The 24,505-nt window shown below is 41.9% G+C and carries 17 protein-coding genes; 7 read left to right on the top strand and 10 right to left on the bottom strand.

The genetic code is table 11. The annotated features are described in order from the left end of the window. Window positions 1-43: 43 nt before the first annotated feature. Both D1164_RS13255 and D1164_RS13250 read left to right on the top strand, forming a co-directional pair. Window positions 44-2,515, top strand: a complete 2,472-nt coding sequence (locus tag D1164_RS13255) for a YfhO family protein (protein WP_119350481.1) — start codon at window positions 44-46, stop codon at window positions 2,513-2,515. Window positions 2,516-2,520: 5 nt separating this feature from the next. Next, entirely contained in the window at window positions 2,521-3,042 is a 522-nt protein-coding gene (locus D1164_RS13250) for a DNA-3-methyladenine glycosylase (protein WP_119350480.1), read from the top strand. Here the strand turns inward: D1164_RS13250 and D1164_RS13245 are convergent. From D1164_RS13245 to D1164_RS23780, 4 genes are all read right to left on the bottom strand, one after another. Then, a complete protein-coding gene (locus D1164_RS13245) occupies window positions 3,026-4,465 on the bottom strand; it encodes an MFS transporter (protein WP_119350479.1) in 1,440 nt (479 codons plus the stop codon). The genes D1164_RS13250 and D1164_RS13245 overlap by 17 nt on opposite strands. Window positions 4,466-4,660: 195 nt before the next feature. Next, window positions 4,661-5,158: a response regulator gene (locus D1164_RS13240; RefSeq protein WP_119350478.1), complete on the bottom strand. Its 498-nt coding sequence runs from the start codon at window positions 5,156-5,158 to the stop codon at window positions 4,661-4,663. Window positions 5,159-5,429: 271 nt separating this feature from the next. Next, a complete protein-coding gene (locus tag D1164_RS13235) occupies window positions 5,430-7,373 on the bottom strand; it encodes an Ig-like domain-containing protein (protein WP_119350477.1) in 1,944 nt (647 codons plus the stop codon). Between the two features lie 265 nt (window positions 7,374-7,638). Beyond that, window positions 7,639-7,809 (bottom strand): hypothetical protein, encoded by a 171-nt coding sequence (locus D1164_RS23780; RefSeq protein ID WP_172594452.1) that lies wholly within the window; start codon window positions 7,807-7,809, stop codon window positions 7,639-7,641. Between the two features lie 96 nt (window positions 7,810-7,905). Here D1164_RS23780 and D1164_RS13230 point away from each other — a divergent pair, with 96 nt between their 5' ends. The 4 genes from D1164_RS13230 to D1164_RS13215 all read left to right on the top strand — a co-directional run bounded on the left by D1164_RS13230 (window position 7,906) and on the right by D1164_RS13215 (window position 13,208). Beyond that, complete coding sequence (locus D1164_RS13230) at window positions 7,906-8,349, top strand: hypothetical protein (protein ID WP_147372185.1); 444 nt, start codon at window positions 7,906-7,908, stop codon at window positions 8,347-8,349. Between the two features lie 250 nt (window positions 8,350-8,599). After that, on the top strand, window positions 8,600-10,762 hold the full coding sequence (rnr, locus tag D1164_RS13225; protein ID WP_119350475.1) for a ribonuclease R: 2,163 nt from the start codon (window positions 8,600-8,602) through the stop codon (window positions 10,760-10,762). 162 nt (window positions 10,763-10,924) lie between these two features. Further along, complete coding sequence (locus D1164_RS13220; RefSeq protein WP_119350474.1) at window positions 10,925-11,527, top strand: TetR/AcrR family transcriptional regulator; 603 nt, start codon at window positions 10,925-10,927, stop codon at window positions 11,525-11,527. Window positions 11,528-11,633: 106 nt separating this feature from the next. After that, window positions 11,634-13,208: an AbgT family transporter gene (locus tag D1164_RS13215; RefSeq protein ID WP_119350473.1), complete on the top strand. Its 1,575-nt coding sequence runs from the start codon at window positions 11,634-11,636 to the stop codon at window positions 13,206-13,208. Here D1164_RS13215 and D1164_RS13210 read toward each other — a convergent pair. The 3 genes from D1164_RS13210 to D1164_RS13200 form a co-directional block, all read right to left on the bottom strand. Continuing rightward, window positions 13,196-15,307, bottom strand: a complete 2,112-nt coding sequence (locus D1164_RS13210) for an alpha-galactosidase (protein ID WP_119350472.1) — start codon at window positions 15,305-15,307, stop codon at window positions 13,196-13,198. The two genes, D1164_RS13215 and D1164_RS13210, sit on opposite strands and share 13 nt — an antisense overlap. Window positions 15,308-15,401: 94 nt before the next feature. Continuing rightward, the gene (locus D1164_RS13205; RefSeq protein WP_119350471.1) at window positions 15,402-16,160 is read right to left on the bottom strand and encodes an ABC transporter ATP-binding protein; all 759 of its coding nucleotides are present in this window, start codon (window positions 16,158-16,160) and stop codon (window positions 15,402-15,404) included. Next, a complete protein-coding gene (locus D1164_RS13200; RefSeq protein WP_119350470.1) occupies window positions 16,157-16,897 on the bottom strand; it encodes an MlaE family ABC transporter permease in 741 nt (246 codons plus the stop codon). Before D1164_RS13200 ends, D1164_RS13205 begins: the two co-directional genes overlap by 4 nt. 171 nt (window positions 16,898-17,068) lie before the next feature. Here D1164_RS13200 and D1164_RS13195 point away from each other — a divergent pair, with 171 nt between their 5' ends. Then, window positions 17,069-18,157 (top strand): mannose-1-phosphate guanylyltransferase, encoded by a 1,089-nt coding sequence (locus tag D1164_RS13195; protein ID WP_119350469.1) that lies wholly within the window; start codon window positions 17,069-17,071, stop codon window positions 18,155-18,157. Window positions 18,158-18,225: 68 nt separating this feature from the next. Here the strand turns inward: D1164_RS13195 and D1164_RS13190 are convergent, their stop codons facing one another. Genes D1164_RS13190 through D1164_RS13180 form a run of 3 tightly spaced genes read right to left on the bottom strand, consistent with a single transcriptional unit; the run spans window position 18,226 to window position 24,171 of the window. Continuing rightward, window positions 18,226-21,657: an efflux RND transporter permease subunit gene (locus D1164_RS13190; RefSeq protein ID WP_119350468.1), complete on the bottom strand. Its 3,432-nt coding sequence runs from the start codon at window positions 21,655-21,657 to the stop codon at window positions 18,226-18,228. A 28-nt stretch (window positions 21,658-21,685) separates the two neighbouring features. Then, on the bottom strand, window positions 21,686-22,807 hold the full coding sequence (locus D1164_RS13185; protein WP_119350467.1) for an efflux RND transporter periplasmic adaptor subunit: 1,122 nt from the start codon (window positions 22,805-22,807) through the stop codon (window positions 21,686-21,688). Window positions 22,808-22,830: 23 nt separating this feature from the next. Beyond that, window positions 22,831-24,171: a TolC family protein gene (locus D1164_RS13180; RefSeq protein WP_119350466.1), complete on the bottom strand. Its 1,341-nt coding sequence runs from the start codon at window positions 24,169-24,171 to the stop codon at window positions 22,831-22,833. Window positions 24,172-24,505 lie beyond the last annotated feature (334 nt).

Raw genomic sequence — 24,505 nt, 5'->3', positions numbered from 1 at the left:
TGTTATAAATCCCTATTTTTGTTCAGAACTATATTTTAAAATTATGGCAAAGATAAGCGGCTTTCGTAATATTTTGACCAATCTGGGAATAATCCTGTTTTTTATCGTTTTAAGCTATGCCTATCTTTCTCCTTTACTGGAAGGGAAGGTTTTGCAGATGCCGGATATTGAGCATCATAAAGGAATGTCGAAAGAACTGGTAGATTACCGCGAAGAAAACGGGGAGGAAGCCCTTTGGACAAACAGTATGTTTGCAGGAATGCCGGGTTATATGGTTTCTGTTATTTACCCTGATAACTTAGCGAGGTATATTAATGGAAATATTCGAAAACTGTTTTCAATAGCCGGCTTTCTTATTTTATATATGGTCGGATTCTACATTCTGCTGATGAGTTTGAAAATAAACCGTTGGCTAAGTGTAGCTGGAGCGGTGGCGTTTGCCTTTTCGTCCTATTTCCTGATAATTCTTGGGGCGGGACACATGTCGAAGGCCAACGCGATCGGTTACCTTGCACCTGTTGTTGCTGGCGTGCTGATTAGTTTTCGGGGAAAGCACTTGGCGGGGAGTTTACTTCTTTCCGCTGCACTGTCACTCGAATTACTTGCAAACCACCTCCAAATTACCTACTACGGTTTTATTTTAATTGCCTTGTTGGGTATTGTCGAGTTGATTTTTGCTATCCGGGAAAAAACATTGCCTTCGTTTTTTAAGGCTGTCTTGTTTTTGCTGGCAGGGGCCATAGTTGCTGTGGGAATGAACTTTTCCCGTTTGTACACTACCTGGGAATATTCGAAAGAAACTATCCGGGGGCCTTCTGAGTTAACCTCGGAAAGTGAAAATAAAACCAGCGGTCTTGATAAAGATTATGTGGTACAATGGAGCTACGGAATTGATGAAACGCTGACACTGCTTATTCCTAATTTTAAAGGCGGAGGGAGCCAGGTTAATCCGGGGGTGGATTCGGAAAGCTATAAGGCTTTGCAACGACAGGGAGTTCAAAATCCAAGACAAACCATTCAGGCAGTGAGCATGTATCATGGAGACCAACCTGGAACTTCCGGGCCGGTTTATATTGGCGCTATTATCGTATTATTTTTTGTCTTGGGATTATATGTGGTGAAAGGGCCGGAAAAGTGGTGGCTGGTAGCGGCTACTGTTGTGTCTGTTGTGCTTTCGTGGGGAGGAAACATTATGTGGCTCACCAGTTTTTTGCTTGACTACCTTCCGTTTTACAATAAATTCAGGGCGCCCAGTATGACTTTGGTAATTGCACAGTTTTCTATGCCGTTATTAGGATTCATTGCTCTTAATAATATCCTTTCAGGGAAAGTAGAAAAGAAGGTTTGGTTAAACGGGCTGAAATGGTCGGTTATTTTTACAGGAGGTCTTTCCCTTTTACTGGCAATTGTTCCCGGAATAACCGGCGATTTTACCAATGCTGCAGATTCTATGCGTTTCCCAGACTGGCTAATGGACAGCGTCATTGCCGATCGGAAAAGTATGTTGCGTACAGATGCATTCCGTTCGTTCCTGTTCATTGCACTGGCTTCCGGAGCATTGTATCTGTGGCATCTCAAAAAAATAAAAGCTACTCCTTTTATTGCCTTGCTCGCATTGCTTATTCTGGTGGATTTGTGGACTGTGGACAAACGTTACCTGAACAACAACAATTTTGTCCCGAAAAGACAGGCCGAAAACCCATTCCCCATGACACCAGCTGATAAAGCCATTTTGAGTGACACGGATTTATATTACCGGGTTTTGCCCCTTCAGAATCCTTTCCAGGATGCGCGGACTTCTTACTATCACAAAAATGTAGGCGGATATCATGCGGCAAAATTACGTCGTTATCAGGAACTTATAGAACATTATTTGCAACCTGAAATGCAAAAAATGGTTGCCGGACTACAGTCAGGTTCTGCAATCGATTCGGTTTTCAGGCAGTTGCCGGTTATTAATATGCTGAATACTCGTTACCTGATTTTTGATTTGAACCAGGCTCCCATTCGCAATCCGTTTCCGTTGGGAAATGCATGGTTCGTTTCTGATTTTAAGATGGTAGGAAATGCGGATGACGAAATTAAAGCAATGGAAACGTTCAATCCCGCAGAAACAGCTGTTGTTGACCAGCGTTTCATTGAGCACGTTAACGGAATCTCAATCGCTAAAGAGAGTAACGGCAAAATTGAACTGGCCGAATATGAGCCCAATTACCTGAAATATAATTTTGAAGCAGAAAACGATCAGTTTACCGTTTTCTCAGAGATATATTACGACAAGGGTTGGAATGCATATATTGATGGAGAACCTATTCCCCACTTTCGGGTAAATTACGTGCTGCGTGCTATGATAGTCCCGGGGGGCCAGCATACTATCGAGTTTAAATTTGAACCGAAATCGTACTACACCGGAAACAAAATTTCTCTGGCCAGCTCCCTTCTACTTATTTTGGCTGTTGCCGGATATGCTTTCGCACAATTTCGCAGGCGAAAAGCTTTACCGGAGAATGAATAGTAGCTATGAATAGTCGGCTACCCAGTGTTTTTTTTCAGCGCGATGTGCTGGAAGTAGCCCCGGAATTATTGGGGAAAGTTCTGGTTCGTCAATTCGAAGATGGTCGGATAAAACGTTATGTCATTACCGAAGTGGAAGCATACAGCGGGAACGGGGATCGTGCCTGCCATGCCAGTAAAGGTAAAACAAAGCGTACCGAAGTCATGTTTCGCGAAGGAGGGCTGGTTTATGTTTATCTCGTTTACGGGATTCACTGGCTGTTGAATATTGTTACAGGAGAAGAGGGGGATGCCTCTGCTGTCCTTATCCGGGGGGTGGAAGAAATTCCAGGACCTGGCAGGGTGGGCAAAGCCCTTCAGCTGGACAAATCATTTTACGGAGAAAACCTCGCTACTTCTGACCGTATCTGGATTGAGCACTCTGGAAATCAGCCTAAATACATCACAACATCCCGTGTGGGAATTGATTATGCCGGCGAACCCTGGATAAGTAAACCGTGGAGATACCTGGTTATTTCGCCAAAATAAACCGGTTGTAAATCCAAAGTAATACGACCGCAGAAACTGCTACTCCGGCATAAACTATCCAGATATTGGAAGGATGGTAGGTTTCCCATATAAACCGGGAAAGTTCACCGTTAGTCATATTCATTTTTTCAGCAGCAGCTGAAATAAAATCATTTTTGCTGAAGGTGTCTGAAATTTCGGGTATGGACAACCCACGTTTGGCAACCTCCTGTTTTAACAGATAAACATCATCGGCAATGCGCTCGTAAACTCCTCCCGAAAGCCAGCCTGCCAGTTGGTGACCGGCGGCGATAGGCAAAAACGAAGTGCCCATGTACAACGCTTTTTTGTCTTCGGGTGCAATGCGCCCCACATATTCAGTGAATTTAGGTGAGCTGGCCATTTCTCCCAGCGCAAAAATCAAAATACCCAATAAAATGAGCCAACTGTTCTGGTTTGAAAACATCAGTGCCAGTCCGCCGGCCAGAACCAGAATTCCCCCCATCATGGCTGCCAATGGCCGAAAACGCATTACAAGTGCTGAAACCATTAATTGAAAAACAATAATAAAAAAGGCATCCATACTCCCCAATGTTACAGAAGTAATGGTTCCATCCGAAGTTCCGATGGCCTCTGCCAACCAGGGCCAAACGGCATGAATCCCATCATATAAGGGTGAGGTATCGATCCACTGCTCAACAAAAACCGGGAAGGAATAGTATAATTGGTTAAACGCGGTCCAAAAAAGAATCATGATGATCAGGAACAATACATATTTCCAGTTTTGCAGGGTAATTCCAATATTTACAAAAGCATTTGCAATGCTTTTCAGAAGCGATGATCCTTTTTCCTTGATTATCGGTTCGCGAAAGAAGAATGCAGTAATAAAGTAATTGATTCCCATGGTAATGATGGACATGTAAAACACAAAGTCCCATGATTTTTGCATAAGAACCCCTGCTATAAACGGACCAATAAACCCACCTATGTTTATCATCATATAAAAAATGCCAAAACCAATGGAAGATGTTTCAGCAGTGGTATTTCTGGCAATCATCGCCGAAATAATAGGTTTGAAAAGTGCCCCGCCAATACAAGTCCAGATGAAAGCAAAAAACATCCAACCAAACGTTTCAAAACTTCCAATCATATAAAAACCGGTGATATACACTGAAAAGGAAAGAAATAAAATCCGCTTGTATCCCACTTTGTCGGCAATGGCGCCGGTTATTACCGGTAAAAAATAGAGCAACATAGATCCGGTTCCCATAATGATACCTTTCTGTGCCTGAGTAAGTCCCAGTGCTCCGGTATCTTTCGAGTTTACTAAATAGAGGGCAAATGCCATATAAAAGCCATACCATGCCCAACGTTCAAACAATTCAATAACATTTGCGGCCCAAAAGGTCGTATTGTAATTCTTTAACACCGATAAAAATTTCATCTGTATTATTTAAATAATGAAGCGCGCAAGGTAGTAAAACAAAAGGAAAAGGGGAAAGACAAAATTTATGTCGTGCTCAATTTTAAGCATGACATTTTTATAAAAAATACTATGCCGGATTTGTTGTAATAAAAACTCCAAACAAAATTAAGTTTGCACTTATAAAAATATATTTTCAGGAACTTAGGCTCCTGGTCAGAGGTTAAAATCTTCCAGGAAAATTGTCATCAATACAATAATCATGATGGTTAGGAACAACATGATAAAAAATCCTACAACGCCAATCTGAAATCCTTTTTTGACTTTTTGGGATCGTGTTGTATTGATTAGGTATTCAATGGAATGAAGGAGGACTTCAGGAGCTTTTTCGTTTTTTACGATGTAATCGGAAGCGCCCATTTTCATAATGTTAACAGCAACTTCCACATTGTTCTGGCCGCTTAAAAATACAAAATCGATTTCCGGGTGATCCAGCTGAACTTTTTTCATAAGTTCCAGTCCGGTAATTCCTTCAAAGGAATAGTCCAGTACAATAATATCGGGTTTTTGATGAACGGCCTTCAGGCACTCTTCCCCCGACTTAAAAGTTTTCAGGTTTGTGAGTTTTTTCTGTTTCAGGTAACCTACAATCAAGTCTTTGTAAACAACGCTGTCCTGAACAATAAAGATGAGCGGATTTTTAGTTCTTTGCATAGTAGCCTGATTAATTTTTGACGCTTATAAAAGTACCACAATTTTTTTCAGAAATCAAACATACTGAAAATAATCATCGGTACATTCACTTTCTGTTTTCCAGCATCTGTTTTGCTAGAATAAATTGGGCTCCCGATGATTATCCGGATATTTAGCCAGTAGTTGGTGAGTGGTTTTGTTCAAAAACCGATAATTTTTCCCGCATTCAGCAGTGTAAAACCTTACCTTATTTTGGGGATGGTAATTCAAAAATATTCCGGGTTTGCAGCAGCTACATGGAGCCGGGCGAAAATCCTCCTTGTCTGAACATATCGTTCTGTTGCCCCTGATTTTGCTCCCGTTCCTGCTCCCGAAGTCTTTCTTCTTCCTCTTCTTTTCTTTTTTGCTCTTCCAGTTCTTTATCCCTGATGTTTTTTGTGAACGTCGGGTCCGGCTTCAAATCCCAGTTTAAATTGTTGTCCCAGTTCGAACGAATTTTAATCACTTCATTGATGTATGCTACCCGCTCCGGCTGGTATTTATCCTGAAAACTGCCCGTGTCCCATTTGCCGTTTTCGTTTTTGTCATAAATTACCTTTACCCTGTATTTTTCAGGAGACAAATAGTCAAAAACAACTGTTTTGTCTGATGTAACCTTCTTTTCGGCTAAAATGGGTTCTTTGTCGTTGTTTTCAAGAAGTTGGACCAGAACAGGTGTCTCCACATTGGTTAATGTGAGATTAATTGCCCCGTAATAATCCTTGGCGCGGGTGGTAAATTTGGATGAAAGTTTCTGGCTGGTAATGCCATAAATATTTTCGCAGGCTGCTGAATCTATTTCGATGGTATAGCTGGTTTCCGGTTCCCAGTTGAAAGACAACCGATACGTCCTCCAGACCGTAGTGTCAATTGCGAATTTGGCATTAATGGGCGTTTTGAGCGTATCGTCTGTCAGGTATATCGAAATGGCTGCAGGGTCGAGGTACCTGACGGGCTGTGGTGCCGTAAGAAGAATATCCTTGTTCAAATCGAACCCGGAAGAGCTGAGGTTGGTATTCCATGTAAACTGCGGGATAGGGGGAGGCCCTTCTTCTTCTTCCTCTTTCCTGTCTCTTCTTTTCTTCCGAGAATCGTCTTCTTTTTCGGCAAATTGCATTTCAACGGTATCCTTTTTTACGAAAATCTGGTTTAGGGAATCGAGTTGAAAATAGGACAATTCCATTTGAATCACTTCCTGTGCCGCCAATGCTGTATCGGCAATCCACATAGTCAGCGAATCATATTTTTGATTGGGTTCCAGTACATACCAGTCATGTAGGAGCGTGTCGGTCAGCTGTATGTCGAATGTGTCGCGTACGGGCTCGTTAAAAACAAACGTACACTGGTAACGGGAATCTCTTTTGGTGGTTTTCACATACTGGTCAAAAATCTTTTCAGTGAATTGCCTCAGGTAGATGGGGTCAGGCAGAAAATGTACGTGCCCTGCCACCAGCATTGAATCAGCGCCTGATACCATAGTGTCTACTTCAGAATGATATTCGGCAGAGGGAATAATCAGGGTATCGTGAAAGGCGATTTCTTCGGCGCCTTCATTGTATTTCAAATCAGTGTTCAGGTCGTTTAATGCAAAAACGTGATATTCCCCTGCGGAAAGATTATCGAAAAGATACATTCCCTCTTCATCTGTTTTGGCAATATATTCGGGTGGCGTGGTATAAACTGCTGAGTCGTGCAGGTTTTTATGAAGCAAAACCAGTGCATTCTCTACCGGTTCCAGGTTAAAACTGTTAATTACCTTTCCAGCCACCCTGAGCGTATCGAGGCTGTTGCCGGTACTGAAAGAAAAACGCAGGTTTTCATACGGATTCTTTTCGTTATTGTCTACAATCGAGTTTTTAAAATCGAGAGAATAGGTTATACTGTCTTGCAGTTTTTCATTAAACCGGATGATCAGTGTTTTCGATTTGGTAAGTACGGTAGGGCGTTTTTCAAGCGGCGGCGAAACCACGAGCATCTCCGAAACCTGGTCGGGAATGATAAATTCGTTGAAGGTCAGCCGTACTTCTTCTCCCCCATAATTCAATGCTTTGTATTCAGGTTGGGTTTCAACCAATACAGGAGGTACGGAATCACGCGGTCCGCCGGTGGGCATTCCCTGGTTGGCACACGATGAAACAATTACGACCCAGGCAAAACCTGCTATAATGATGTAAGGTAATTTATCGAGTATCTTCATTATTCTTAATAGCGACCCACAAACATACAAATTCCTGTAAAGAAAGTGTATGGGGAAGTCGTTAAATTAGGTAAAAAGAAGATCTCCTCCGGCTGGAATGAAGGGGTTTACATGGTGTGTGAAAACTATAAAGTTGAAGAATTAACCGGGAAGTTGGTAATGGTGTTGTAACATTTTATTAGTTCTATACGGAATTCTAACCCTGTCAGGGGTAAATGAAGTATATCATATTTGCTGTTTAGCAGCATAAAAATACCTGCTTTTTTTAGGCAACCTTTTGTTGCCTTAGCGCATCTTCTTCTTGAAACAAATTAAATCCATAAAAAATGAAACGCCACCCATTGACATTATTAAAAATATCTTGCCGGTTAACAACCAGGTTGTTAAACCAGGCGATCCCGTAAATACCGGAAACCACTCTTTGTCGATCTGCCACCTGAAAATTTTTTATTGCCTCGAATACAAAAAAATGAGTTGAAAAATATAATCCCGATTTTTTTATTCTAAAAACAAAATGATGAAATCAAAAAAAATGAAATTACTTACGCTTACTCTGTTTTTGCTGCCGCTTTGTGTTATTTGGCTGGGAACAGGATGCGAAAAAGACCAGGACGAATATTCCGGTTATGTTGAGGGCTATATTGTGGGTTCTTTCCAATGCAACAACAATGCTAAAGAGAGAGGATTTTGTATTATTCTTGAAAATAATGCGGATTCGATATTTACCTTTTCTGTTGCTGAAAAAGATTTCGATTTTCCACAAGGAATTATAAAACCCGGACATGATGCTTTTTCCGGAGGACCATACTTTTTTCCTGATTCCTTACGATACAAATTTAAACTGAGATTTAAATTCAGAGAACCTGATGAGTCCGAGGTTGTAGACTGCCCTTTAGCTTTTTACACCGTGGGCACTCCATTTCCCTGGGAAGAATGGAACGATGTCATTATTAAAGATGTCAGTAAACTTTTTTAACAGTTACAGTTTTTTACTGACACACATTTGGAATAAACCTCAGGTTTTTATCTATTTCAAAGGAGGGATACCAGGCAACTTCAACGTTTTAAAATGATTGCTTTTTACGCAATGCTGTTTGAAAAGTCGTCTCAGACCACTGAATCAAGGGAAGACTAAATCTGGATAAACAATTTTGGCAGATTGACTAAAATTCCTGCTTAGTTCAGATAAATTAAAGTAAATTGCATCTGTTTTTAAATGGAAAACAATGGCCAAGAAAAAGAAAAAAGAACGCATGAAGCTGAAAAAATCAGCCACATTCAACAAGAAAAAATTAAAAAATGCCATTCTTTCGGTTTTGTATGAAGAACCGGGGAAGGTTGTCAACTATAAACAAATCTCGTCGTGGTTGGGGATTAAAGACCCCGAAGGCCGCAGATTGGTTAACGTGGCATTCGAGGAGATGAAAGACGATGAGTACCTGGAGCAGGTTTCGCGAGGCAGTTACCGGCTGAAAGCCAAAACGGGTACCATTTGCGGGATTGTGGAACTTCAACCGCAGGGTTTTGGCTACATTGTCAGCGATGAGGTCGACCGTCCGGTGCTGGTTTCTTCACGGAACCTGAACAATGCCATGGATGGCGACAAGGTTCGGGTGCATTTGTATGCACGCCGGAAGAAACACGACCTGGAAGGGGAAGTGACCGAAATTGTGGAGCGCGCGAAAACCAATTTTGTTGGAACCGTCGAAATGTCACGTAACTTTGCCTTTTTGGTTCCGGCAGGTAAAGTGGGGTTCGACATTTTTATTGCAAAAGAAAATCTGAATGGCGCCAAAGACGGGCAGAAAGCCATTGCCGAAATTATTGAATGGCCGCCCAAAGCACGCAGCCCGTTCGGAAAGATTATTGAAGTGTTGGGAGATACCGGCAACAACGACGCCGAAATGCACGCTATTCTTGCCGAGTTTGAACTGCCCCATAAATTTCCGGAGAAGGTGGATAAAGTAGCAGAAAAGATTCCGTTCGAAATTCCGGAAGAGGAATACAAAAAGCGTCGTGACTTCCGCGAGATAACTACATTTACCATCGACCCGGCTGATGCCAAAGATTTTGACGACGCCCTTTCCATCCGGAAGCTGGAAAACGGTAATTGGGAAGCAGGTATTCATATTGCGGACGTAACTCATTATGTTGTGCCCAATTCATTGATTGAAGAGGAAGCTCAAAGCCGTGCCACATCGGTTTACCTGGTCGATCGGGTAGTGCCCATGCTGCCTGAGCGGCTATCCAACGGGGTGTGCTCGCTTCGGCCCAATGAAGATAAACTGTGTTTTTCGGCGGTTTTTGAATTGACGGAGGATGCCCGCGTAGTAAACCAATGGTTTGGGAAAACAGTCATCCATTCCGACAGGCGGTTTTCCTACGAAGAGGCCCAGGAAATTATTGAATCCAGGGAAGGGGAATTATCTGTTGAAATGCTGAAATTGAACGAACTGGCTAAAAAATTAAGGAGCGACAGGTTTAAAAAGGGGTCCATTGCTTTTGAACGAGTGGAAATCAAGTTCAATATCGATGAAAACGGGAAGCCGCTTTCAGTCTATTTCAAAGAAGCGAAGGAGTCAAACCTGCTTATTGAGGAATTTATGCTTCTGGCCAACAAAAAAGTAGCGGAGTTTATCGGGAAGCCCCGTGGAAGGAAAAAACCGAAAACATTTGTTTACCGTATTCACGACAAGCCCGACCCGGACAAGCTAGAATCGTTTAACTCGTTTATCAGCCGTTTTGGATACGGCATTCAGCTTCAGTCGGCTAAAACTATTTCCAGTTCCATGAATAATCTGCTGGACCATGTAAAAGGCAAAAAGGAACAGAATGTAGTGGAAACACTGGCAATCCGTACCATGGCTAAAGCCGAATATTCTACCCGGAATATCGGACACTACGGACTGTCATTTGATTTTTACACCCACTTTACCTCACCCATCAGGCGCTATCCGGATATGATGGTACACCGGCTGTTGGAAAAGTACCTGGAAGATGGACGATCTGCCAATGAACAAAAATTTGAAGATCTGTGTAATCATTCTTCCGATATGGAAAACCGTGCAGCCAATGCCGAACGGGCATCCATAAAATACAAGCAGGTGGAATTTATGCAGGATCATGTAGGTGAAATTTATCCGGGAGTGATCTCCGGCATAACTGACTGGGGGATTTATGTGGAACTGGAAAATAAAATCGAAGGGATGGTTCCTATCCGCGAGTTGGATGATGATTTTTACACCTTTGATGAAAAAAATTATGCGTTGGTTGGCCGGCATAAAAACAAAAAATACCAGTTGGGAGATGATATTACAGTAAAAATATGGCGGACCAATCTGGAGAAAAAGCAGCTCGATTTCAGGTTGGCAGAAAACAATAAATTGTAGAATTTCGAAAGTTAAACTATCGCATTTCAACTGGTTAAGGCACTTCTGTACATCGCAATTTTATTTCGGCTTTTTTAGTCGAAAAATTAAAAAGTTCTCTGCCTAAAATAAATAATTATATTTGTTGCTTACTTTTTTTAAATGTAGCAAAAGGGAATTAAAATGCAAACCAAAACTGAAAACGGTACAAAAAGAGACCTTAACAGGGAGAATATCCTTAAAATTGCGCGCGAAATTTTCAGTAAATACGGCTACAAAAAAACAACTCTTGACGACATTGCCAACGCTGTTCGTAAGGGGAAAAGTTCGCTCTATTACTACTTCGCCAGTAAGGAAGATTTGTTTCAGGCCGTTATTATGAAGGAAGTGGAGATTCTGGCCCGTGAGCTGGAGATTGTGATTAACCGGAATACCGACCCGGTGGATAAACTACGGGATTATATTCTGACCAAACTCGCCACTTTTCGCAATTTGGCCAATTTTTATCACGCCATAGAGAATGATGTAACGGCGGTAGAGTTTATCGAGGAAGTAAAACGTCGTTATGAACAAGATGAGATCAGAATGATCAAAAGAATTCTGATTGAGGGAGTTCGCAAAAATGAATTTGAAATATATGATTTTAATCTGGCAGCTATTGGAATTACAACTGCCATTAAGGGGCTGGAAATGCCTCTTTCTGCTGGTAATTACGGGTCTGTAAACCTCGAACGCAGTGTCGATATTATCCTGAAAATCATGTGTTACGGAATAATAAAAAAGTAATTATACCGTAGGATTTTATGCGAGCTAAACACACAAGTCTCACCCTATGAATATATTACGAAACAATATTCCTGCAGGAATGTTTGTTTTATAAAAATGGATTTGAATGGCAAATAAAGAAACGACCAGTCAGAATTTTTTCAAGCGGATACTAGATAAAGTAGAAATAGTGGGGAATAAACTGCCACAGCCAGTTACCCTGTTTGCTATGTTGATGGCGGTTACACTGTTGTTGTCCTGGTTTTTTGGCGGTATTTCCGTGGATCACCCCGGAAAAGAAGCCGGATTGATTGGCCCGGATGGTAACCCCGTAGATTCTATTGAGGTGGTAAATTTGTTATCGCGCGAAGGTGTACAAATGATTTTTACCAAAATGGTATCCACTTTTGCCAATTTCCCTCCTTTGGGATTGGTATTGGTTGTAATGCTGGGCATTGGCGTAGCTGAATATACAGGCATGATTTCAGTGGGACTGCGGCTGTTTGTTTCCAGAGTACCTAAAGCAATCATCACCTTTTCCATTGTGTTGGCCGGAATGCTCAGTTCCGTTGCTGCTGATGCGGGCTATGTTGTACTCATTCCGTTGGGCGGTGCTATTTTTATGGGAATGGGGAGGCATCCCCTGGCGGGGATTGCGGCAGCTTTTGCGGGGGTATCCGGAGGTTTTGGAGCCAATTTGCTTCCCACTGGTCTCGACCCTATGATTGCTGCCTTTACCGAGCCTGCTGCCCAAATCATTGACCCGGAGTATACTGTGAATCCGCTTTCTAATTTTTATATCATGGCTGCTTCAGTGCCGCTGATTGGTTTAGTGGGAACATGGATCACCGAAAAAATACTGGTACCCCGGCTGGGGCCTTATAAACCTGCTTCCGGTATCGAAATTGAAAAAGAAAAACCAATTACCCGGCAGGAAGTGAAAGCGTTAAAATGGTCGTTTGCCGCAACGGTAGCTGTTCTTGCACTGTTCATGCTTACCATTATTCCTGCCGACGGGCTGCTTCGGGGAGAAATAGACCCCAGCACGGGAAGCCGGAGTTTTAAGCCTTTTTACGATTCCCTGGTACCGGTTATGTTTATCGTATTCTTTGTGGCCGGTCTGGTGTATGGTATCGTAGCCAAAACTATAAAAAAGGACAAAGATGTTACCGACATGACTGCCAAAAGCATGTCGACCATGGGAATGTATATTGTAATTGCTTTTGTGGCGGCCCAGTTTGTGGCTTATTTTAACTGGTCAAATCTGGGGAGTGTGCTGGCCGTAAAAGGATCCGATACGCTTAAAGCCATAGGTTTTACAGGAGGCCCGCTGCTGGTAGCCTTTATTATTGTTTCGTCGGTTGTAAATCTGGTAATGGGAAGTGCCTCGGCGAAATGGGCTTTGTTGGCCCCCATATTTGTTCCTATGCTTATGTTGATGGGCTATTCCCCTGAAACAACACAGGCAGCCTACCGCATCGGCGATTCCTATTCCAACATACTTACACCCCTTTTGCCATATTTCCCGCTGGTTATTGTGTTTGCGCAAAAATACGTTAAAGAAGTCGGCATCGGAACCCTTATTTCCATGATGTTGCCGTATGCCATAGGGTTTGCAGTAGTGAGAATACCGATGTTACTGTTGTGGATTTGGGCAGGGTTGCCGTTGGGAATTGAAGGACCTATTTATTATTCTCCATGATCCTTTTCTTCTCCAGCCGACAGAAAATCTTCCTTTCCTGCTTTGCCGCCAAGTGTAACGTTAGAAGGCGGAGGTTCATTTCCTTCTGATAACCAAAAGAGACGCGACTGGTGGGGCTGAAGACTTACTAAAATTTCTTTCATCGGTCCAAACGGAATAAAGGTTCCGGGTTCCCACCCAAAAACAAATGCCGAATCTTCTTCTGTAAAATCAAGAATAGGAAAGTTTTTGATCACGGTTACATTTTGATCATTAAAGAATAAAACACCCCATCCCCTTAGGTTTCTGTAACGCCTGACAGCCACTTTAATTTCCTCCTCAGAGGGCCAGTAGGGGAACCATGCATTTTGATATCTTTTGGCCGGTTCAAGAAACCGGAAAAATTCCAGCTTTTGGGCGCTCCAGTCATTAAAGTTGTCACTACTGCCCACTGTTCCACCCAGGAAAGCGATCCAAAGAGCAAGGCTCGTTTTTTCGTCCTCTGTAAGCGAGTCATTGTTCAGCTCAATTTCTCCCGGATTGTTTTGCCACAGTGTATTGTTAAAATATTGCGAAAAATAGGATTCCCTGATGATGGCCTCTACCCCGTCTGCTTTCCAGCCATTGAGAGTTGGTGTGACCAGTTTTACATAGTCAGCAAACCCGATAAGCGGAGAATAGGCTGTTTGATCGGCGGTGATAAGACTACCATGTCCGATTTCTTCCCGGATGATACCCAAAATATCCCTGAAATCCTGAACGGAAGAGTTCCCGGGTGAGGCTTTTTTTACCAGATACGAATCTTTTATTCCCCATTCCAGATAAGCAAGATTATACGAAATAAAACCTATTTTTCGCAGGGTGCCAAATACCTCGCGTATATATCTTTTTACCCCATTATGGCTGGCGTCCAGGGCATAAAATATTCCGGGTTCGTCTGATTTTTCCGGAATAGGTTGATTGTTAAAATCCTTGATAACCCAATCACGATGCTTTTTATAAAGATTACTGTTTTTGTCCACCATAAAAGGAGCAATCCAAATTCCGGCCCGGTAGCCGCTTTTAAAGATTTCACGGGCAGCCCGGTCGAGCCCTCCGGACCAGTTTTCGTTTGGCTCCAGCCAGTCTCCGATGGTACAATAGCCTTTATTAATTGTTAGGGTTTGAACGGGCAAAGGAGGGTCGAGTTGCTCCAGAAAGTCAACTTGCTTTTTTAGTTGATCGAAGGAATAAGGTTTTTGGGTATCTGCCTTCGATATCCAATGATAACTTGTTAACGATGTTTGCCGGGCATGGGTACGTTTACTCGTTCTCCATGTCAGTTCCTGTAAGGTTTCAAAAGGCTTATTGCCGGTGTAAAAAAAGAGATTGGGTAGTTTTACGTATTCATTGTCAATTTTTGTTTGGTTTAGTAGCATGGCCGCTTCGAAAAAAATATGCCCATCTCCCTCTTCACTATCGTGCAGCCGTTGTCTGTGTCGATGGCAATAAATGGTGCTCCGCTGTAAAAAGTCGCTGTGGTCGGTATTTCCAATGGCAATGGTTTCAGTTTTTCCTAAAAATGCGAAGGACAGGTAGCTGTCGTAGCTCCAGTTTTGCCATGGCCCAATTTCCCGGGTATTAATCTGTGAAGGTTTAACAATTGGGAAAACGCCACTGGGGCCGCCTGTGCCGAAACCCTGCCTGAAAAACCGGTCGGCGCCAAATACCTGTGCCTGAGAAATAGGGAAAAACCAGCGTGGCGTTTGTGAGAAACCGCTAAACTCAACGCCAATGGCAAGAGAATCTTCATGAGTTTGCAGGTCGAGCATCACAAAACCACCAGGCAATTCATAAACAATACGGTTCCCTTTTGGTGAATCTCCGAGAAAAACATTTCGGGGTGTGACGGTTTGATCGTTAATGGAAGGGCGGCAGTTTTTTAAGATAATCTCATTGGAAATTAAGTCATAACTTCCGTTTTCATAGATTATCCACCTCGGTTTTGACAGCCTGAAACGTTCTTTTTCCTTTTCGGCGTCACCTGGCAATAACTTTTCAGGGGGGAGAATTGCGCTTCCTAAAGCCGCGCTACCGCACATTTTAAGAAAAGTGCGGCGCTCAAGGTTATTCTTGGCCATCGTTAGTTTTAATGTTTTATAAAAAATCCGCTTACAAGATACTGTATTTCAACCGGAATTACCAGTAAAAACACCGTCATTTTTTACGCCTTGTTTAAATATCCTCTTTTCGCATCTGTGCGTAAAGTTTATTGGCAAAAATAAAATCGTTAAGCTTTTTGTTTCCGGTTTGCAGAATGTCTTTGTTGGCACCCTGCCAGCCCACCTCACCTTTTGAAATAAACAATACTGATTCGCCAATTTCAATTACCGAGTTCATATCGTGGGTGTTAATGAGGGTAGTCATCTGAAATTCTTTGGTCAGGCTTTGAATAAGTTTGTCTATTACGGTGGCGGTTTCCGGGTCGAGGCCGGAGTTCGGTTCATCACAAAAAAGGTATTTGGGATTCAGGGCAATGGCTCTGGCAATGGCAACTCTTTTTTGCATTCCCCCACTGATTTCACTCGGGAAAAGGTAGTATGCGGCAGGTTCAATATTTACATGTTCAAGGCAAAACTCCACCCGGTTTTGTTTTTCCTTTGTCGTCATGGTGGTAAACATATCGAGAGGGAACCTTACATTTGCTGCTACCGAAAGACTGTCGAAAAGAGCGCCACCCTGAAAAACCATCCCGACTTCGCGGCGCATTTTTTTGCGTTCTTTTTCATGCATTTGAACCAGATTGCGGTCATTGTACCATATTTCGCCCTTATCAATCTCAAACAATCCTAAAATAGACTTCAGTAAAACTGTTTTCCCTGATCCGCTCCGTCCGATTATCAGGTTGGTCATCCCCGGAACAAAACGGGTCGAGATGTCTTTTAAGACCATTACGCCGTCAAAAGATTTATATACATTTTTTACTTCAATCATGTCAGCAACAGCCTGGTTAAAATTAAATCGAACAACAAAATTAAAATATTGGTATTTACCACCGCCTGGGTACTCGCCTTGCCCACTTCCAAGGCCCCTCCCTGCACATGGTATCCAAAATATGCCGGAACTGAAGCAACCAAAAAGCCAAAAAATAAAGACTTAATAATGGAGAAGGTCACATAATACGGATAAAAGAGCCACTGGATACCCTCCACATATTCAGGAATGGATATTACTCCTACTATCGGTCCGGTAACCAATCCTCCCAGCAGTCCAAAAAATACACTGATAATAAAAAGAAAAGGGAAAATAAAAACAACTGCAACAATTTTGGGAAGGATGAGGTAGCTGGCCGAATTAATTCCCATAATTTCCAGCGAGTCGATTTGTTCGGTCACCCGCATGGTGCCAATTTCGGAGGTGATGTTGGACCCAATCTTTCCAGCCATAATCAGGGCCAGCATCGTTGATGAAAATTCGAGGATGAGCGTGTCGCGGGTTCCCAAACCAATGAGGGTACGCGGATATATCGGATTGGACATGCTGTAAGCAAACTGAATGGTCATAATGCCGCCTATAAATATAGAGATGATAATAACAATCCAAACCGAGTTAACTCCCAGGCTGTCTATTTCATGGAAAAGTTGCCGGATATACATTTTATGCCTTTCCGGGCGCCCAAAAACCCGTTTAAGCATCTGAAAATACCGGCCTACATGAAAAAAGAATTTCATCTTATTACGCTTTCTGGTTGCAACATCTTTAAAAGATTTGGGCTAAATTTACAACATAAATAGATGAAATAAAATTTTAAGTCGTTAAATGGGAAGTGGAACCTGTCCGGGAATTTTAGACTGATTCAATCTTAAAATTATATTTTTGTAGAAGAAAGAAAATTGAACCAGATGGAAAAGAATTATTGTGTAATTATGGCTGGCGGTGTTGGCAGCCGTTTTTGGCCATTAAGCAGGCAGGCCAGGCCAAAACAATTTTTAGATATTTTAGGTACGGGGCGTACCCTCATCCAGCAAACGTTCGACCGATTTTCTTCCTTTATTCCGGTTGATAATATTTTAGTAGTTACAAGTGTCAGGTACAAAGAACTGGTAATGGAACAGCTACCTGAATTGAAAGAGGAGCAGGTGTTGCTGGAGCCTCTCCGTCGAAATACAGCTCCTTGTATTGCCTATGCTTCTTATAGAATTAAAACACAAAACCCTGATGCTAACCTTATTGTAGCTCCTTCCGATCATTTGATTATTAAAGAAGAAGAATTTATAAAGCAAATTAAAAACGGGCTCAGCTTCATCGAAAATAATGATGCCCTGCTTACACTTGGCATAAAACCCAATCGCCCTGAAACCGGTTACGGGTATATTCAGGTGAAGAAAAAAGTGGAATTTAATCACCTCGACAATTTATACAAGGTGAAAACTTTTACTGAAAAACCCGATTTGGAAATGGCAAAAATATTTGTTGACAGTGGTGAGTTTTTCTGGAATTCCGGGATTTTTCTCTGGTCAACCTCTTCCATTCTGAATGCTTTCGAAACCCACCTTAATGACATTTCATCGTTGTTTGCCAAAGGGATTAAACTTTACAATACGGAAGACGAGGTTCATTTTATAAATAAAATTTATTCTGAGTGTAAAGGAATTTCCATTGATTACGGTGTGATGGAAAAGGCGCAAAATGTGTATGTTCTTACGGCCGATTTTGGCTGGAGTGATTTGGGTACCTGGGGTTCATTGTACGACAATAAAAATAAAGACTCATTGGGGAATGTAGTTCAGGGAGAAAATGTTCTGACTTACGACACCCAAAATTGTATTATTAACCTGAGTGATGAAAAAGTGGCTGTTTTGCACGGGTTGGACGGCTACATTGTGGCTGAATCGAACGATACACTGATGATTTGCAGGAGGGAAGACGAACAGCAAATCAAACAGTTTGTTACCGACGTGAGAATTCAAAAAGGCGATTCGCTGGTATAAAAAAAACAGAACCGGGATTGAATGATACATCTTCCCGGTTCTGTTTTTACTAATCTATGTGCTTCTATTTATTGTTTTCCCTCGTTTTCCTTTTTTATTTCCGGTAAGTTACCTGTCCATTTTTTGATTCGATAATTGATTCGAATGGTCAAAAGGTACATTATCGGGGAAAGGAGCAGGGTAAGAAATGTTGCAAAGCTGAGCCCGAAGATTACTGTCCACGACATGGGACCCCAAAAGGCAACACTTTCACCGCCGATTGAAATCTGCGGATCGAAACGGGAATAAAGAGTGAAGAAGTTAAAGTTAAATCCAATGGCCAAAGGAACCAGTCCTAACACGGTGGTAATGGCGGTTAATAACACCGGGCGGAGACGTGTTCTCCCTGCTTCTACCAAGACTTCCCTTTGTACTTTTTTGGGCAGGAATGCCTTTTCAGGTAAACCCAGTTCCTCGCGTTTCCGTTGTCTTACCAAGTCAATGTAGTCTATTAGTACAATGCCATTGTTTACCACAATCCCGGCCAGCGAAATAATCCCGATTCCGGTCATAATGATAACGAACTCCATTTTAAAAATCCCAAGTCCGAGGAATACCCCAATGGTACTAAAGATAACCGTTGCCACAATAATTAACGGACGAATCAGGGAGTTGAACTGGGTTACCAGAATAATCATTATCAGGGCAACAGCCACCAGCAGGGCAAAAAACAGGAATTCACTGCTTTCATCTTGTTCCTGTTGTTCTCCGGTAAATTCATACGTATAACCGTCGGGCATTTTATAATCATTCAATAGCTGACGGATACGCTGGTTTATCTGGTTGGCGTTGTATCCTTCCACCACATTGGAAGAAATGGTAATTGTCCGTTTGTTATCGATACGGCTGATTTTATCGTAGGTGGTTGAATATTCAAATCCTGCAACCGAAGAAACAGGTATTTTATTCCCTTCTACAACTACTTTTTGATTCATCAGGGTAGAAACATCGTTGCGGTATTGTTCGTCGAGTCTGACAAAAATATCGTATTCGTCTTCCCCGTCTTTAAATTCCCCGGCATCGTATCCATACAGAGCATTGCGGAAAGCCATGGCGATTTCCTGGGTAGAAAGTTCGTATAATCGTGCTTTTTCGCGATCAACCTTTACAATCATTTCAGGCTGATTAATATCGATACTTAACCGCAGTTCATCGATTCCCGGAATGTGGTCATCCTCGATCAGTTTCACAAAATCATCAGATATCCGGATGAGTTCGTCAAATTCGTCTCCCGAAATATCAACATTCACAGGAGGTCCGGTCGGAGGACCTTCCTCAGCTTTTTCCACGAAAATTTTTGCCCCTACAAACCCGTCGAGATTTTGGGTGATTTGTTGCATAATTTTAGCGGTACTGATCCCTTCGCGGAATTTGTATTCAAAGAAAGAAATGGACGTGAGCGACTTGTTCGGACTCGTTTCATTTTCAAATGCTCCGCCTTTACCTACCCCTACATTGGTAGTGACAGATTTTACAATATGGTCAAACGGCTTCAGGGTTTCTTTGATGATTTGCTCTACTTCCCGCGAAACGTTATCGGTTTTTTCCAGTGAAGTCCCCACCGGAAGCTCCATCGTAACAAATACAGTTTGAGGATCTGTTTCCGGGAAGAATACTACTTTCGGGTTGCTGGAAAAATAAAAAACCATGGAGAATATAAGGAGAAGAACTGTTCCCATAAAATATACTACAGGCCAGTACCCGGTTAAAGCATGTCTCAACTGGCGGGTATAGAAGTTTTCAAGCCAGACCAAAAACTTTGTCTGGAACCAGCGGGCCAGCGGTCGTAACAATACCAGGTTAAGCAGGATGAAAATAGTTACGGTCATCAAAATATTACCTAAAAGCCAGATGCGGGCGAAATAAAACAATGCTGCCACAGCGGCAAATATCCCGGCATTTTTTAATGACTTTTTCCAGTTGATACGAACATTTATGTCATCGATTTTCATGAATGAGGCCACAAAAGCCGGATTCAGAATGAGGGCTACAAAGAGTGATGAGGCAAGTACAACAATCAGTGTCTTAGGTAGTACGCTCATGAATTGCCCTACGATGCCTTCCCACATCAGCAAAGGGAAAAATGCAGCCAATGTGGTTAGTGTTGATGCAATGATGGGGTAGGCAATTTCACTCACTCCCTTCTTCGTTGCCGAGAGCAGTGAGTATCCTGCATTGTAAAGCCGGTAAACGTTTTCAACTACCACAATGGCATTATCGACAAGCATTCCCAATGCCAGGATGAGCGAATACAGAACCATATTGTTGAGCGTGACACCCGCCTGTTGCAGTATTATAAATGAAAGGAACATGGACATAGGAATTGCCAGTCCGGAGAACAAAGCATTTCGGAACCCCATGAACATAAAAAGAATGAAAATAACGAGAAACATCCCCAGGATGATACTGTTTTCCAGGTTTTGAATTTCATCCCGAATATAAAAAGAGAGATCGTCGGTAGTAATTATTTCCAGGCCGGCGGGTAAGTATCCTTTTTCCTTTTGGTCGATAATGGCTTGCTTCACTTTGTCGGAAGCTTCCAAAATATTCTCTCCCGCTTTTTTGGTAACCGACAAGGTTACTACCGGTTTGTCGTTTAATCGTGCAATGGTCGCCTGTTCCTTATAACCGTCAATCACCGTTGCTACATCTCTGATGTAAACCGGTTTGCCCATGTTTACTTTGATGATTGTGTTGGAAATCTGCGCTACATTTTCGTAATCGGCCACAGTACGTATAATCCGGCGCGTGTCGTCAGATGTAAATTCGCCGGCACCAATGGTAATGTTTTCGAATTGAACAGCCATTGCGATGTCTTCGAAGGTGAGTCCTACTGCATCGAGCTTGTACGGGTCAACATTTATTTGAATCTCCCGCTCTTCCACCCCCCTGATGTTTACATCCGAAATTTCCCGGAGGCTTTCGAATTCATCCTGCAGGGTCTCCGCATATTCTTTCAGGTCATGCATATTGTACTCACCCGATATGTTCACATTCATAATAGGGAACTCGGAGAAGTTGATATCCATTACCAACGGATCGGACTCCAGGTTGTCAGGCAATTCCGATTTAGCCTTGTCTACCTGGTCTTTGGTGTCTTGTAGGGCCTGGTTTATCGAAATATTTGTATTGAATTCAACCGTAATAATACTTACGTCCTGATAGGATGCAGAAGTCACTTTTTTAATACCCTGCATTCCTTTCAACTCTTTTTCGATGGGCCGGGTAATCAGGTTTTCAATTTCCTCCGGCGAGTTTCCGGGGTGCGTGGTCTGAATAAAAATATAGGGAATAACCACCTCCGGCATCAACTCACGGGGCATTTGTTGGTATGAAAAAATACCGAAAAAAACCAATAAACCGGTGATGATGTATACAGTGGTTTTATTCTTTAACGAAAGATAAGTAGGCTTGAACTTTCGGTGAATATTTTGAATATTGGCCTCTTTTTCCTTTGCCATTTGTTTATGTTTTTAGAAGAACAGAAAATCAGTTTAATACTACGGGGGTTCCGTCAGACACCTGGGCGTACCCTTCTGAAATAACCTGCATCCCGGCACTTAGTCCGGTTACCACTTCAGTAAGGTTGTTGTTGGTCATGCCCGGCTCCACATATACTTTTTTTGCCCGCGATTTACCCTGCGCATTATCAACGATATAAGTGTAGTTTCCAGTGAAATCTTCTTTGATAAAAAGGGATGGGATAACAATGGCATTTTTGGCCATATAATCACGGATTTGAATGACCGAAACCAGGTTGGGTTTGATCATGCCGTCAGGATTATTCAGGTCAATACGAATTCGGAAGGTGCGATTATTCGGATCGATGACATTTCCAATTTGAAGTATGGGCGCTTCCAGTTCACGTCCTAAAGCAGGGAATCTGATTTTTACCTTGTCGCCTCGATGCACTTTGGTGAGATACGATTCCGATACATCAGCATAAATTTTTACTTTTTTCATGTTAAGTACTTTGACGAAAGGTGTTTGCGGACTACCAATTTCTCCTTTTTTTTGGTAAACAATATCAACTATCCCATCAATCGGCGATTTTATTTCCGACATTTTTAGCTGGGCTTTAATTCCTTCAATTCTTTTTCCCAGGCTTTCCATGTTGGTTTTTGCCTCCAAAAATTGCATCTCAGATCCAATGTTTTGGTCCCAAAGGTTTTTCTGGCGCTGGAAATTTGTTTTGGCAAGCTCAAGTTGAATTTTCATTTCATCCAGATTGCGTTCCAGTGCATCGGTATTCAGTTTTCCCAACACCTGGTCTTTGGATACACGCTGTCCTTCATTGATAAAAATTGAATCAATAGTACCTGCTGATTCGGGGCTGATATCTGCATCATGCTTTGCTTCCACTTTACCGGTTACTTCAATAAAGTGTTCAAAAATTTGTTCATTAAGTTCACGCACCGATACTTTTACCGATTCGTCTTTTTTTGTATCTGTCAATTCATGTTCCAGCACCTCAATTTTTTTTTGAAGTTCGCTTAACTGCTGTTTGTATTGCTGAAGCTCTTTGCGTTTGCTTTCTTCGTCGCTGACTGTTGTGCTGCTGCAGGCTGCCAGTAATACAGTTGCTGCAATAAATAATACAATTCGTTTCATTTTTCCTGTTTTTCCTGATTTAATTATAATTTTCCCATTGCTTTTTGCAATTTCAAATCGGCCTGCAAAATTTGCAGGGTTGATGCTACATAGGCGCCGTGCGCCTCAATATACTGGCTTTCGAGTTGCGAAAGTTCCGTACTGCTGGTGAGTCCGTTGTTAAATTTAATTTTTGATTTATCTAAAATTTTTTCTGCCAGTTTACGGTTCTCCACGTCGTTTTCGTACTCTTCTACTGCCGATCTCATTTCAGCAACCGCCGTTAAATAATCTTTTTGGAGGGTGGTTTCAGCCAGCCTCCGATTGTTTGTTGCCTTCTCCAATTCGATACGCGCCTGCTGTGTTTTAAAAATCTTCTGGCCCGAGTTAAAAAGAGGAACCTCAAGCTGTAGGCCCACCAGAGAAGAGGGATACCATGAAACACCCGGCTTAAAAAGATTGGCGTGGTTTCCGTAAGCTGTTTTTGTATAACTGTAAAAACCGCTAAGTTTTGGCAAAAACGCTGCTTTTTCCAATTTTAGCAATTTCTCAGAAGCAAGAATGTTAGTGCTGGCCAGCCGGTAATCAATATGGGCTGAAAAATCGAAACCACCGGGGTGATTTTCTGCCGTGAGTGGCATTAGAAACTTATCCAGCGCATCGCTCAGTTCAATATCTTCGTCCATGTCATACCCCATTGTATATTTCAAAACAACTTTGGCTATGGTTATTTCACGTTCTGCCTTTAGTACTTCATTTTCAGCATTCTTGACTATGATTCTCATCTGGTCTACATCCATCTCTTCCCGAAAACCATTGTCGTAGTATGCTTTTGTTTCACTGTAAAGCTTTTGAGCATTGGTGAGGTTTTCCTGCATTACAGTCAGGTTTTTCTGACCGATAAGAACCAGATAATAGGCTTGTGCTACGGCTTCCCGTATATCTATTTCTGCCTTTTCGTTGGCATGCTTTGCCAGATCGAGATAGATTTTCGAGGACCCCACTCCTACAATATACGAGCCGTCGAAAATAAGTTGCGAAACGGTAAAACCAAAGTCGGATGTGTAGTCCTGACCAAATTTTACCGGGACATAAGTTCCCTCTTCTTCCCCAAAAAACTGACCGGGGACCAGTGAAACCGGTAGATTTAAAAACTTAGTGTAATTAGCTGTTCCTGAAACCTGTGGTAATCCGGTGGTAATGGTTTCCCAAACTTTCTTTTGGGCAGAAGCAACGTCGTGTTGAGTATTTTTCAAAATGTAGGAGTTACCCATGGCGAAACGCTGCGCTTCTACAAGTGAAAATTGGTTGGTTTGAGCTGCCACTCCAGTAGTTAAAAGTGTAAAAACAAGCAGCCAAAATTGCTGTTTTATTCTGATGTTCATCCTGAATAATGTTTAATAGTTTTCTGTAAAAATTAATTTGAATGCTTTTAAAAACCTTCAGTTATAATAATTAAAAGTGTGTTTTTGTTTTCATTACACTATATGTAAAGATTTTTTTAATGTAGATGCAAAAATAATAGTTAAGAGTGTAAGAATAGTTAGCCAAAATTGCTGTTTTATTCTGATGTTCATCCTGAATAATGTTTAATAGTTTTCTGTAAAAATTAATTTGAATGCTTTAAAAAAACCTTCAGTTATAATAATTAAAAGTGTGTTTTTGTTCTGTTTTCATTACACTATCGTAAAGATTTTTTTCAATGTCAGATGCAAAAAT

The organism is Mariniphaga sediminis (assembly GCF_003573545.1).
GTDB lineage: Bacteria > Bacteroidota > Bacteroidia > Bacteroidales > Prolixibacteraceae > Mariniphaga > Mariniphaga sediminis.
This window is presented reverse-complemented; position numbering and strand designations above follow the sequence as displayed.